The following is a 13,839-nucleotide window of genomic DNA, read 5'->3' as shown; positions in this document are numbered from 1 at the left end:
GGGTGGTCCGGTCAGGGTTCGAGCATCTGCTGGATGCGATCGAGGTTTTGCACGAGGCGGGCATGGCGGGCCTCGTCTCCCTCGCACAGGTGCACGAACACGGTGTCGAGCAACTGTTGCACGGTGGACTGGTAGATCAGTGACTGGACGTAGGACGCATCGTCGTGCGCCGCCACAGCCAGTGCGATATCGGCGAGCGCGCGTACGGGGTTGGAGGTATGCCGCGTGACGGTCACCACGCGCCCGCGCCGCTCGCGGAAATAGCGGGCGATCTTGGTCAGCGCGGGGTGCTTGCCCTGTTCGGAGAACACCATGAGGACGTCGCCCGGCGACGACATGGTCACTTGCGCGGCCATGCGGCTCACGTCGAAGTGTCGGATGGCCACGACACCCAACAGCGACAGTCGCACGGCGAAGCCGCGCGCGTGCAGGTCGTCCTCGCCTAGCCCGATGAGGAAGACCTTGCCCGCCGAATCGATCGCGTCGACCACCGCATGCAAGGTCTCGGGACTGTTGATGTGGCGCGTCGCCTCTTCGGCGCGCGCCTTGCGTTGCCAGAGTGCCGCACCCAGCGGGTCGCCACCCGGACGTTCAGCGAGTGGAGCGGTCTCGCCGTCGCCTTCGTCGGTGCGTCCGATGGCCTCGCCGACGGAATACTTCAGGTCTGGATAGCCGCGGAAGCCGAGCTTCTGGGTGAACTTCACCACGCTGGACTGGCTGATGCCTAGCGCGTTGGCCAACTGCTGCGAGGAATAGTCGCGCAGCAGCTGGGCGTTCTCGAGGATGAAGTCGGCGATGCGCCGCTCCACCGCCGACATGCGGTCGCGTTCGGAACGGATCTTCACCAGCGGCGACATGGCGGCGGCCCTCAGAGTGGCTGGAGGCCGCGGATCTCGCGGATGCCCAGCCCCGGCGCATCGCTGATGGAGATCTCCGACTCGTTGAAGTTCACACCGCCGTCCACGGGGTCGTACGCGCACAGCGAGGGTCCATCCAGGTCCACCTTGGTGATCACGTCGGATTTGGCGACCGCCACGTGCACGGCGGCGGCGACGCTGATGCTGGTTTCCAGCATGCAGCCGATCATGCACTCGATGCCGTAGAGGCCGGCGATGTCGGCGATGCGGATGGCATTGGATATGCCGCCGGTCTTCATCAGCTTGATGTTGATGATGTCGGCGGCGCGCATGCGGATCAGCTCCATCACCTCGGCGGGGCCGAACACGCTCTCGTCGGCCATGATCGGCGTATGCACGCGCTCCGTCACATAGCGCATGCCTTCCAGGTCGCGCGCCTTCACCGGCTGCTCGACCAGTTCCAGGCGAACGCCGGCATCTTCCAGCGTGTGCAGCGCGTAGACCGCTTCCTTGGCGGTCCATCCCTGGTTCGCGTCGAGGCGGAGCAGGGCGCGGTCTTCCACGGCGGCGTAGATCGCGCGGACACGTTCGATGTCCACGCCGATGTCCTTGCCCACTTTGATCTTGAGCGATTCGAAGCCGCGGTCCACCGCGGCGATGGAATCGGCCACCATCTTGTCGATGTAGTCGACGCTGATGGTGATGTCGGTGGTGATGACCGGATCGCCGCCGCCGAGCAGCTTGTACAGCGGCGCGCCGTACAGTTGGCCCCAGAGATCGTAGACGGCGATCTCCACGGCGGCCTTGGCGCTCGTGTTCTTCTCCATGGTGCCCTGGATCAGCTTGGTGATCCGGTTGAGGTCGGCGATGTCCTGGCCGATGAGGCGGGGTGCGATGTAGTGGCGGATGGCGTCGACGATGGAGCCGTGCGTGTCACCGGTGATGACCGCCGTGGCTGGCGCCTCGCCATAGCCCACGTGGCCGTCATCGGTATGCACCATCACGACGATGTCTTCGACCTTGTCGACCGTGCGCAGCGCCGTCTTGAAGGGGGTCTTCAGCGGTACGCGCAGCATGCCGAAGCGGATGTCGGTGATCTTCATGGAATCTCGCTGGGCAGGGTTAACGGATGCGGACGATGCTGGTCATGCGGTCGACGAAGGTCTTGTCGCCGCTGGCCATCATGGGCAGGAGAGGTGTCACCGAGACCTCGTTGAGCTTGATGTGCCGCAATGTGCCGTCGGCCTGCTTGTAGCTCATGCCGCCGACATCGTGGATGACATAGGGTTCGCCGTCGATCTTGCCGATCACCATCATCACGTGGCCGGGGATGTAGACCAGGTCACCCACCTCGAGCGCCTTCGCGGCCTTCACCCGTGCCTCGTGGCTGTCCTTGTCGGTGTAGACGGTATGGGCAAGCCCGGGGCTGATGCTCTGGTCGCGCGTGTTGCGCGGCATCTGCACGCCCATGCTGCGGTAGACGTCCGAGACGAAACCGCTGCAATCGCGGCCGTTGTACGCGTGACCCCAGCCATAGCGTTCGCCGAGGAACTTGAATGCCTGGCGGATGATGTTCGCCCGGGTCAAGGGCAGGTAGTCGGCCGCGGAATCCTGGTTTCGCTGGAGCAGGGCCGGGTGGAACGAGAGCGCGCCATCGGTGCCTCGCACCGGCAGGCTCAGTACCCACGAGGTGTAGGGGCTCTGTCCGTTCACCGGCTGGTCCGGCGGCAAGGAGGTGTCGAGCGGTACGCGCGTGCCCATGTCCAGCTGGAATTCCGAGAGGGCGGGCGCTTCCGGCGTGTAGACGGTGAGCGTCTTCGCGCCGGTGACGATCCGGTACGGCGTGGCATCGGCATGGGTGAAGATGGTCGCGGCATCGCCGTAGGCCACGTCTTCCGTGTGCATCCACGCCGCGTAGCGCGGGCTGACGACGAACACCCACTTGCCGTCCTTGCTCGCATGCACCACCACGAGCGGATCGCCGGGGAACAGCGTGCTTTCCTGGAAGCGGTCGATGTCGGTGTCGTCGGCATGGCTGAACACGCGCAGGTCGGTGGGATAGCCTCGCAGGGCACCGCGACGCACGGCCATGCCATAACGCGGCGTCACCTGCGCGGGAATGCCGTCGATCGCGGCGTTGTCCATCACGGCGTCGATCGCCGGGGCGGTCACGGGTTTGCCCTCCACATCGAACAAGGGCTTGCTTGGCCGTGACGTCAGCTTCTCGATCCAGCCTTTCACCTGCTCCCGTGGCAACGAGGCCGGGAGGTGGCGGATGTCGTGCATCGACGGGTCCAGCCGCGCCACGCGCTCGTTGATCGCGGCGATGGCGGCGGCATCGAGCACGAGCTTGTCCGCATCCGGAAGTCGCGCGACCCAGAAGTCCGGCGAGAGTTGCGCATCGGTGACGCCGAGGATGCCCGATGGCGGTACCGGCATGTCGCGCGGGGTCGCATACGCGCCACCCACGGTCAACGCGAGCAGGGTGGCGAACAGGGTGGGGCGAAGCAGGTTCATAGCGAGATCCTTGGTCAGGAAGCCAGCGCCGAGAGCACCGCGGCGACGACGAGACCGAAGCCAGTGCCGAGGATATAACCGAGCAGGGCGAGCAGGACGCCCACCGGCACCAGCGAACGCGAATACGTGGCCGCGAGCACCGGGGTGGCGGCCACGCCGCCGATATGGGCCAACGAGGAAATGCCGCAGAGATACAGGTCGAAATGGAAGAGGCGCGCGGCCAGGCTGAGAAGTACCGCATGCACGGCGATCACCGTGACGCCGGCGAGCAGGTAGAGCGGCGCCGCGGCGATGCCGGCGAAGCTGCTTTGCGAGGCGAGCACGGCGACGACTGAAATCAGCATCGCGCTCGAGACCGCCTGCGCACCGGGCAGGCGGGCCAGTGGCGTATGCGCGGCGACAAGGCCGGCCACGGTCGCGATCAGGATCGTCCATGTCGTGGGCGATACCATGCTGCCTACGGGCAGCCTCGCGCCGAGCACCGCGGACACGGCGGCGACGAGCAGGGCGAGGCCCAGCCAGAGCAATACGCTGTCGGACGTGGCGGGCGCGCGGACCGCTGTCTCCGCCACGGTCAGGCTCGCGCTGGACTGCGCCCTGGTCCAGCGATTGAAGGCCGGAGCGAGGCGGGCCACCGCGAACAGCACCACCACCCACATCGAATAGCACAAGGCGTCGGTGAGCAGGGTGGTCGCCAGCGACGTGTCCGACATGCCGATGGCCTGCTTCACCGCGATCATGTTCGCCGTGCCACCCATCCAGCTGCCCGACAACGAAGCGAGTGGCATCCATCCCGTGCCGGGCATCCAGTGGCGGTAGATCAGGAAGGTGAGCACGAAGGCGATGAACAGGCTGATCGAGGTGCAGACGAAGACGCCGAGCACGCGCGGCCCCAGCGCGAGGATCGCGCGAAGGTCGCAGTTGATCATCAGCAGGAAGAGCAGTGCCGGCACCAGCCGGGCCACGAGCATGTTCTGCGCCGCATGGATTTCTGGCGAGGCGGTCCAGAAGCCGGCGACCGACAAGGCCGTCACGGTGAGGTAGGTGAGGACGATGGGCGGAAGGATCTCGAATACCTTCCAGCCGAAACGCCGTTCGATCGCGGGCCAGAAGCCGGCGGCAAGCAGCATCACGGCCAGGTAAGGCCAAACCGACTGGATCACGCGTCCCCTCCCCGGGTGGTGTCGCGACGGTCGTGAGGAATATCTATTCCTAACGAAGTAGCCTGAAGCATAAATTATTGACCGCGCTTTGCAAGCATGTTACACAGCCCTGACGCACGTCCACCCACCACGGTTGCATCGGGGATACCGAACGGTGAAAGCGGCCCTACGAAACGCGATGATTCGCCCGGCGCTTGCGGCGTGCCTGCTCGCTTCGCTGAGCTTCACCCCTGTGGGAGCCGCCCCTCTGGGCGATGCCCCTCCAGGCCAGGTGGGAGCCGACCCTGTCGGCGATGCTCCTTCAAGGCAAATAGACGCCGGCCACTTCAAAGCCGCCGAAGCCCTCATCGCCAAGGCCCTCGCCCAACCCGACCTCACCCCCACGCAACGCGACACCCTGCTGTTCCAGCGCGAACGCATGCGTCGCATCCTGCTCGATTTCACCCTCGACGCCGATGCGGTGAAGACCCGCCTGCGCAAGCAGATCCCCGATCTCACCGACGCCGAATTCGCGAAGTGGGACGCCGCCGGCCTGATCGAAAAGCAGGTGATCGATGGCCGCACGCTGTACTTCAAGCGCTCGCCGGGAAACCTGTTCCGGCTCAGCGTCGAAGCGCGTGCTCGCCGCAAGGAACAGACGCCCTTCGACGATGGCCCGAACGAAATCCTCAACGACCACCACCGCGCCGTGCGCGCGGCCGCCTTGGCGAGCTACACCAGCAGCGTGTTGCCGCGCCGCGAGAGCGTCACCCAGGTGCTCACGGTAAAAGCCGATGCGGTACCCGCGGGCGAGACGATCCGCGCCTGGATTCCCTATCCGCGCGCCATCGCGGCCCAGCAGGAAGATATCCGCCTTACCGGCAGCGAACCGGCCAAGGCCGCCATCGCTCCCGAGTGGAGCCTGCAACGCACGGCTTATCTCGAAAAGAAGGCCGAAGCGGGCAAGCCCACGGAATTCTCGATCACCTACGAAGTGACCCTCTACGCGCGCTACGTCGACATCGATCCGGCGAAGGTGACGCGGACGCCGATCACGCCTGCGTTGGCGCCCTATGTCGCCGAGCGTGCGCCTCACATCGTCTTCACCGATGCCATGCGTGCGTATTCGAAGCGCGTGGTCGGCAACGAGACCAACCCCTACCGTATCGCGCAGAAGCTGTTCGCCGCCGTGGATACGATTCCCTGGGCGGGTGCGCGGGAATACTCCACGATCTCGAATATCGGCGACTACACGCTGCATGCCGGTCACGGCGATTGCGGCGAGCAGACCCTGCTGCTGATGACCTTGCTGCGCCTCAATGGCATTCCGGCACGCTGGCAATCGGGCTGGATCTTCTCCGATGGCAAGTACAACAACATCCACGACTGGGGGCAGGTGTACCTGGCCCCGTATGGATGGGTACCGATGGACGTGACCTTCGGCCGCCTGCTGGCCGGAGCCGATGCGAAGCCGGGCGACGACGCGCTCGAGTGGTTCTACCTCGGCGGCCTGGATGCCTATCGCATCGCCTTCAACGACGACTATGCGCAACCGTTCACGCCCGCGAAGACCTTCTTCCGTTCGGAGACGGTCGACTCGCAGCGCGGTGAAGTCGAGTGGAAGGGCGGCAACCTGTATTTCGACCAGTGGGATTACGACTTCCGGTGGCACCGTGTCGATACACCGCGCGGGGGCGGTGGCACGGCGCCCTGACCGGGTAACGCACGACAACCCGAAACATCATCTTATGGGAGTGGGGAGATGGGGGACATGAAGACGAACCGGCGCACATTGCGCCACGGCGCCTTGTGCATGGCGATCGGCCTGGGTCTGGCGATGTCCGGCAGCGCATCCGCCGCGAATACCGACGGCACGATCGTCGGCCGCACCAAGGCGGGCGCGACCGTGACCGCACGCGATCCGGCCACCGGGCTGACGCGTACCGTGACCGCCGACGACGCGGGCAATTTTCGCCTGCCGTACCTGCCGGTCGGCCATTACCAGGTGGACAGCAGCAAGGACGGCAAGCCGGTGGCCACCACCGCCGAGGTGACCGTGAGCCTGGGCAACGCCACGACGGTGAACCTCGTGGAACGCGGCGCGACGGGTACCACCGAACTCGAAGGCGTGCAGGTGAGCGCACCGGTCGTCATCTCCGCCGTGGACGTCAGCTCGACCGAGACCGCGACGAACATCAGCCGCGAGGAAATTCGCCGCCTGCCCGTGGACCAGAACGTGCAGTCGGTGGCCCTGCTGGCGCCCGGCGTGAACAAGGGCAACGCCGGCTTCGGCGGCATCTCGTTCGGCGGTTCGTCCGTGGCCGAGAACTCGTTCTACGTGAACGGCCTCAATGTCACCGACTTCTACAACCGCAACGGCTTCTCCGAGGCACCGTTCGCGTTCTACCAGGAATTCCAGGTCAAGACCGGCGGCTATTCCGTCGAGTTCGGCCGCACCACCGGGGGCGTCGTGAACGCCGTGACCCGTTCGGGAACGAACGAGTTCAAGGCCGGCGCGGAGATGACCTTCGAGGCCAGTGACTGGCAGGCCACCACGAAAAACCGTTACTGGGATGGCGAGCGCTACATCACCTCGTCCGAAGACCACTACTCGCGTACCAAGATGAACGTGTACGCGTCCGGCCCGATCGTGAAGGACAAGCTGTTCTTCTTCGCGATGTACGAGGCGCGGGGTTATACGCCACAGAACACCGATAACCAGGGCACCGTGCTCACCCAGAACGACACCGATTCCGGTTTCTGGGGTGCCAAGATCGACTGGCACATCAACGATAAGAACCTGTTCGAGTTCATGGCGTTCTCGGACAAGGACAAGAACGTCGGCTCGGTCTACAACTACGATTTCGCCACGCACACCAAGAGCGACAAGAACGACGAGATCTACAGCGACACCGGCGGCCGCAACTGGAACGGCACCTTCACCAGCTACCTCGTCGACAACCTGTCGATGAAGTTGATGTATGGCCGCAACGAGCGCGAGGACTTCACCCGTGCCCAGTCCGACATCGACTGCAACCCGGTGGCCAAGGTCTCGGCGGTGCCCGGCCCCGGCGTGCCGCTGGGATGCAGTACCAGTACCGCGGTGATCAAGCGCAACGACACGCGCAAGCAAGGCCGCGCCGATTTCGAATGGACGCTTGGCGACCACCTGGTCCGCTTCGGCTACGACCACGAGGTGGACACGTCCGACTATTCGCGTCATTACCCCGGCCCGGGCGCGTACTACTACAACATCTATTCGACGACGCCGGGCGCCACCATCGAGAATGGGGGGGTGGTGCCAGCGGGCTACAACGCCTACGTGCGTGCGCGCCGCTACGAGATCGCCGGCACGTTCGAGACGACCAACAACGCCTTCTACCTGGAGGACAACTGGAACATCACGCCGGACTTCCTGCTGAACGCAGGCCTGCGCCGCGATGCCTTCGACAACAAGACGGGCGAAGGCTCCAGCTACATCAAGATGGATAACATGATCGCGCCGCGCCTGGGGTTCTCCTGGGACCTGAAAGGCGACGGCACGACCAAGATCTTCGGCAACCTCGGCCGGTACTACCTGCCCGTGGCCAACGTGATCAACATCAAGCAGGCGGGCGGCCTGCTCGATCAGCGCACGTACTACGCGTTCGACGGGTACCAGATACTCGACCGCAACGGTTCGCCTTACGCCCTGCCGATTCTGGGGCCGCAGATCGGACCGGTCGACGATTCGCAGGGCAACGGCACGGTGGGCGACCTGCGTGCCGAGGTCGACAAGAACATGGATTCCGTCTATCAGGATGAAGCCATCCTCGGCTTCCAGCAGGCGATCACGGACAAGTGGTCGTGGGGCGTGAGCGGTACCTACCGGAAGCTGCACAATGCCATCGACGACATGGAAATCAGTGCCACCCCGCAGTGCGGGGGCGATGGCTATATCGGCTATGTGATGGGCAACCCGGGGCGCAAGCTCACCGTGTACGGCGACACCAATTGCGACGGCACGCCCGATGGCTACATCAACATCGACACCTCCAAGCAGGGCTGGGCGATGTACGACGCCGATGGCAATTACCTCGGCCAGCGTGGCTGGAAGAAGCCCCGTCGCTCGTTCGGCTCGCTGGAGTTCCAGGTGGACCGCGCATGGGACGAGAAGTGGATGTTCAACGCCTCGTACGTGCTGTCGTGGAGCCGTGGCAACGCCGAGGGGCCAGTGAATTCCGATACCAACTTCGACGATACGGGCCGTACCGAGAACTTCGACGATCCGTGGGTGAACCTGTCCGGCGGTTACCTGCCTAACGATCATCGCCACCAGTTCAAGATCCGCGGTACCTACGCGATCAGCAAACAGTGGCAGGTCGGCGCCGACCTCACCGCTCTCTCGGGCAGCCCGATCACCGGCTACGGCGTGGGTAATCCCTATGACGCCACCGTGTACCACAGCTATTTCATCTGCGTGGAGAACTGTGCCGACCCGGTATCGGAGAACCGCGTGTACCAGCGCTCGCCACGCGGCGAGGACCGTACGCCCTGGACCTTCAACCTCAATGCCAGCATCACCTACCTGCTGCCGCTGGACGAGAAGAACAACCTGCGCGTGAAGTTCGCGGTGTATAACCTGCTCAACCAGCAGCGCACGCTCGGGGTCGATCAGGATCTGCAGACCTCGGTCGGGGGACTGAACCCCACGTACCTGCAGCCCCAGCGCTTCCAGTCGCCCCGCTTCGGCCAGCTGACCGTCTCGATCGACTTCTAAGCCCGGGACAGGATGTGGGTGGGGTGGGAAGCCGCACCCACCGGTGTAACCACGGGAGGCATGATGAAGCGAATCCTTGGCCTGGCCCTGTTGTCCTGCGCGGCTGCGCAGGCGCAGGATCATCCGCTCACCCTGGACACGCATGTCGACATCCCCTTGTCGTACATGCACGACCCGAAGTTCGACCCCGGCAAGGACGGTCCGCTCAAGGTGGACCTGCCGAAGATGCGTCGCGGCGGCCTGGATGCCGCCTTTTTTGTCATCTACGTGGAGCAGGGGCCACTAACCCCGGCGGGATACGCGAAGGCGGTGGCACAGGCGGCGCGCAAGTACGACGCCATCGACATGATGCTGAAACGGTACCCCGAATGGATCCGGGCGGCACGCACGCCGGCCGACGTCCGTGCGAACAAGGCCGCCGGGCACCTGTCGGCCATGATCGGCATCGAGAACGGCTATTCGCTCGGGCATGACCTGAAGCGCCTGGATGCTGCCTATGCACGCGGAGCGCGTTACATCGGGCTGGCCCACGTCGGCAACAACGATCTCTGTGGCAGCTCGCTACCTCGCAAAGAGCTCGGCGACAAGGTGGACAGCAACCTCGGCCTGACCGATTTCGGCCGGCAGGTGGTGATGCGGGCCAATGCGCTGGGAATGATGGTGGACGTGTCGCACGCTTCGGACGCCTGCGTCCGCGATGTCCTCGCGCTGTCGAAGGCACCGATTATCGCATCGCATTCCTCGTCACGGGCCGTCACCGATCACCCTCGCAACCTTCCGGATGACCTCCTGCGGGCCATCGCCGCGAAAGACGGTGTCGTCCAGGCCGTGGCGTACAAGGAGTTCCTGAAGAAGGATACGGAGCGCGCGGCAGCTGAGAAGACCTTGCAGACGCAGGTGGCGCGCGAGGCGGGCGACAAGGAGTACGACAGCGAAAAGCACGACTACCTGCCGTCGTTTATCGAGGGCATGAAGGCGATCCAGCGCGAACATCCACTCGCCACCCTGGACGATTTCCTCGACCACATCCAGCACATGGTGAAGGTGGCGGGCATCGATCACGTGGGCATCGCCTCGGACTTCGACGGCGGCGGCGAAATCACCGGGTGGATGGATGCATCGGAGACGCGCAACGTCACCGCCGGGCTGAAGCGGCGTGGCTTCTCCGACCAGGACATCGCAAAGCTCTGGGGCGGCAACCTGCTGCGCGTATGGGCGGCCGATGAGGCCGCTTCGGCCGGATCGCTCGACGCCCTCGTCGACGAGGCGGTGTCGCGATATCGGATTCCCGGCATCGCCGTCGGGATGATCCAGGATGGCAAGGTGGCCTATACACGCACGGCCGGCGAACTCGTCGCCGGTTCGGGCCACAAGGTCGACAGTCGGACCCTGTTCAAGATCGCCTCGAACAGCAAGGCCATGACCACGGCCCTGCTGGCGCGACTGGTCGCGGCCGGCAAGCTGCGTTGGGACGATCCGGTGACGAAGTACCTGCCGGGCTTCCGCATGAACGACCCGTGGGTCACCCGGGAAATCCAGGTGCGCGACCTGGTGATCCACAACAGCGGCCTGCGCGAAGGCGCGGGTGACCTGATGCTCTGGCCGGAACCGAACGACTTCACGCGCAAGGACATCCTGGCTGGGCTCGCTTACCTGAAACCGGAACACAGCTTCCGTTCGCGCTATGCCTACGACAACCTCCTTTACGTCGTGGCGGGCGAGGTGGCCGCGGCGGCCGGCGGTGCTCCGTACGAAACGCTCCTGCGCCGCGAGGTCTTCGAACCGCTGGGACTCTCCCGCTGCCAGGTCGGCCGCTGGTCGCGCGATGGCGTGGGCAACGTCGCTCAACCTCATCGGCGTGGGGAGCACGGCAACGAAGTGGTGAATGGCGATCCGGCAACGGTTCCCGCGATCACCTCCGCCGCCGCGGGCGGCGTGCGCTGCGACCTCGACGACATGCTCCGCTGGGCCGGCAACTGGCTGGTGCCCGATGCGACGCAACTGGCATGGCTGGACGCCGTGCATCGCGAACCCCTTTGGTCGATCCAGAATCCGATGCCCGTGGGCAAGCGCAGGAAAGCCTGGAACGACACGCATCTCTACGGTTACGGCTATGGCTGGCGGCTGGCCGACGTGGACGGGCAATGGAGCGTTTCGCACACGGGCGCGCTGTCCGGCATGTATTCGACGGTGAGTTTGTTGCCCGAGCGGCGCAGCGGCTTCGTGATCCTGATGAACGGAGGGAGCGAAGACGCCCGCGATGCGCTGGCCGCGGTCCTGCTGAAGCGGTTCACGGCTCCGGGCGAAGCGCATACGGTGGGTGAGTACGCCGACCGCATCGCCGCCGAGTCGTCCGCCCCAGGCGCCTCGCGTGCGCCGGACACGTCGTCTCGCGTGGCCGCCTCCGCTGGCGAAGCGGGTGGTTTGCTCGGCGTCTGGCGCGATCCGTGGTTCGGTGAAGTCAGCATCTGTCCCAGCAAGGCAGGCGTGCGCTTCGCCGCGGCCCGCTCCCCGGTCATGACCGGTATGCTCGAACGCGTGGGCACGCGTTACCTCGTGCAGTGGACCAGCCCGCGGATGGACGCGGAGCCGTGGCTGGATCTTTCCACGCCGGACCAGCTGCGCCTTACCAAGGTCGATCCCGATGCCGATTTCAGCAACGACTATGAAGACCTGGCTTTTACCCGCCTGCGTGCTTGTCCTTAGCGCGCAGGCCGCCGATGCCCCGCCGCGCGTGTCCCCGGCGCGCACGCCACAGGAGGCGGGACTCACCGATGTTCGCTCGCTGGTGCCCGATATCGCCGAGGACATCCATTACGCGGAAAGCGACAACTTCACGGGCGCGCCGGTGGATGGCTATCGGTCGGCGAAGTGCTTCCTGCGCACGGCTGCCGCCGAGGCGCTGGCGCGTGTGGAGATGCATCTGCGCGGGGAGGGGCTGCGCCTGCGTATCTGGGACTGTTATCGGCCGGCCCGCGCCGTCGCCGCCTTCGTGCGCTGGGCGGGAGATTCAGGCGATACACGGACGAAGGCAGCGCACTACCCGAACCTCGGCAAGGACAAGCTGCTGGGTGAATACATCGCGCCTGTTTCCGGCCACAGCCGCGGCGCCACCGTCGACCTCACCCTGATGCGGTGCGAAGGGATGCGCTGCGCGCCGCTGGACATGGGCACGGACTTCGACTTTTTCGATCCGCGCGCGCATACCGACTATCCGAACATCACCGCCGCGCAGCGTGCGAACCGCCAGCGACTGGTGCGTGCGATGGCGGCGGAAGGTTTCGTCAATTACCCGCAGGAGTGGTGGCATTACTCGCTGCCTTCCGCCGCGTCCGCCGATACGATCTATGACGTTCCCGTGGAGTGAACATGCGCCTCGCCGTATCACTGGCCCTGTGTGTCTTCCTCGCCGGATGTGCAGCGTCGCCCTCGCGTGATGCGGCGTTGGATGTTTTGATGAAGCGTTACGACGGCGACGGCCCGGGTGCCTCGTTGTTGGTGATGCGCGACGGCGTGCCCGTTGTCCGGCGGGGCTATGGATTCGCCGACCTGGAACACCACGTGGCCGCCTCGCCGGAAACGAACTATCGCCTCGCCTCGGTGAGCAAGCAGTTCACCGCGACGGCGATCCTCCTGTTGGTGCAAGACGGCAGGCTTTCGCTGGACGACCGTGCCCGCCGCTGGCTGCCCACGCTGCCCGCCGTGGCGGACGCGATCACCATCCGTCAGTTGCTGAGCCACCAGGGTGGACTGATCGACTACGAGGACATCATGCCTGCCGACACGCGGGTGCCGCTGCGCGACAGGGACGTGCTCGACCTGCTCTCCAGGACCGACCATCTCTATTTCACTCCCGGCACGTCGTACCGTTACAGCAATGGGGGCTATGCGATGCTCGCGCTGATCGTGGAGCAGGCCTCGGGCGAACCCTTCCAGGATTTCCTGCGCGAGCGCATCTTCCTGCCCTTGGGCATGACAAACACCCTGGCCTATGTGCGGGAAGGGCCGCCCGTGCCACATCGGGCCTTCGGATACAGCGACGAGGGTGGGCGCTGGGTCCGTACGGATCAGAGCATGACAAGCTCGGTGCTGGGAGACGGCGGGATCTATTCCTCGATCGACGACCTGGCGCATTGGGACGCCGCGCTCTACGACGACCGGCTACTGAGCGACGCATCGCGCAAGGCCGCCTTCAGCCCCTGGACGCCCACCGACGATCCCGCGGTGCGGTACGGCTACGGCTGGCGGATCACCGGCGAAACGCTGTGGCACTCGGGCGAGACCATCGGCTTCCGCAACGTGATCGTGCGATACCCAAGCCGTCACCTCACCGTGATCCTGCTGACCAACCGCAACGACCCCGAGCCCTACAAGACGGCAGTGCACATCGCCAACCTCTACCTGTAGGCCTCGCCCCACAGATCGGATAACGGCCCGGGATGACTCTGGATAGCGGCCTGGACGAGCCTGGTGGGAGCCGACCTTGTCGGCGATCCCGCGGCAGCGGGCCAGCCCACCACCACCATGTCTTATCATAGGCAGTCCCCCGCGACCGCACGGATCT

General features: G+C 65.2%; 9 protein-coding genes. 5 read left to right on the top strand and 4 right to left on the bottom strand.

All coding sequences use genetic code 11. From position 1 onward, the window contains the following. Positions 1-11: 11 nt before the first annotated feature. Genes ACN9M2_RS15580 through ACN9M2_RS15565 form a run of 4 tightly spaced genes read right to left on the bottom strand, consistent with a single transcriptional unit; the run spans position 12 to position 4,537 of the window. Entirely contained in the window at positions 12-857 is an 846-nt protein-coding gene (locus tag ACN9M2_RS15580) for a MurR/RpiR family transcriptional regulator (protein WP_426285546.1), read from the bottom strand. Positions 858-868: 11 nt separating this feature from the next. Further along, positions 869-1,960, bottom strand: coding sequence for a dipeptide epimerase (locus ACN9M2_RS15575; protein WP_426285545.1), 1,092 nt, complete (start codon positions 1,958-1,960; stop codon positions 869-871). 19 nt (positions 1,961-1,979) lie between these two features. Continuing rightward, complete coding sequence (locus ACN9M2_RS15570) at positions 1,980-3,374, bottom strand: SH3 domain-containing protein (RefSeq protein WP_426285544.1); 1,395 nt, start codon at positions 3,372-3,374, stop codon at positions 1,980-1,982. A gap of 14 nt (positions 3,375-3,388) precedes the next feature. Next, positions 3,389-4,537 carry a DUF819 domain-containing protein gene (locus ACN9M2_RS15565; RefSeq protein WP_426285543.1) on the bottom strand — a complete coding sequence of 383 codons (1,149 nt, stop codon included), beginning with the start codon at positions 4,535-4,537 and terminating at the stop codon, positions 3,389-3,391. Between the two features lie 178 nt (positions 4,538-4,715). Between ACN9M2_RS15565 and ACN9M2_RS15560 the strand changes: the two genes are divergently transcribed. From ACN9M2_RS15560 to ACN9M2_RS15540, 5 genes are all read left to right on the top strand, one after another. Continuing rightward, positions 4,716-6,230 (top strand): transglutaminase-like domain-containing protein, encoded by a 1,515-nt coding sequence (locus ACN9M2_RS15560; RefSeq protein ID WP_426287937.1) that lies wholly within the window; start codon positions 4,716-4,718, stop codon positions 6,228-6,230. Between the two features lie 57 nt (positions 6,231-6,287). Next, positions 6,288-9,275 carry a TonB-dependent receptor gene (locus tag ACN9M2_RS15555; RefSeq protein WP_426285542.1) on the top strand — a complete coding sequence of 996 codons (2,988 nt, stop codon included), beginning with the start codon at positions 6,288-6,290 and terminating at the stop codon, positions 9,273-9,275. A gap of 63 nt (positions 9,276-9,338) precedes the next feature. Then, positions 9,339-11,981 carry a membrane dipeptidase gene (locus ACN9M2_RS15550; protein WP_426285541.1) on the top strand — a complete coding sequence of 881 codons (2,643 nt, stop codon included), beginning with the start codon at positions 9,339-9,341 and terminating at the stop codon, positions 11,979-11,981. Next, positions 11,941-12,642 (top strand): M15 family metallopeptidase, encoded by a 702-nt coding sequence (locus ACN9M2_RS15545; RefSeq protein WP_426285540.1) that lies wholly within the window; start codon positions 11,941-11,943, stop codon positions 12,640-12,642. Before ACN9M2_RS15550 ends, ACN9M2_RS15545 begins: the two co-directional genes overlap by 41 nt. A 2-nt stretch (positions 12,643-12,644) precedes the next feature. Next, positions 12,645-13,682: a serine hydrolase domain-containing protein gene (locus ACN9M2_RS15540; protein WP_426285539.1), complete on the top strand. Its 1,038-nt coding sequence runs from the start codon at positions 12,645-12,647 to the stop codon at positions 13,680-13,682. Positions 13,683-13,839 lie beyond the last annotated feature (157 nt).

It is taken from the genome of Luteibacter sp. E-22, assembly GCF_049913125.1.
In the GTDB taxonomy this organism is placed as follows: domain Bacteria; phylum Pseudomonadota; class Gammaproteobacteria; order Xanthomonadales; family Rhodanobacteraceae; genus Luteibacter.
This window is presented reverse-complemented; position numbering and strand designations above follow the sequence as displayed.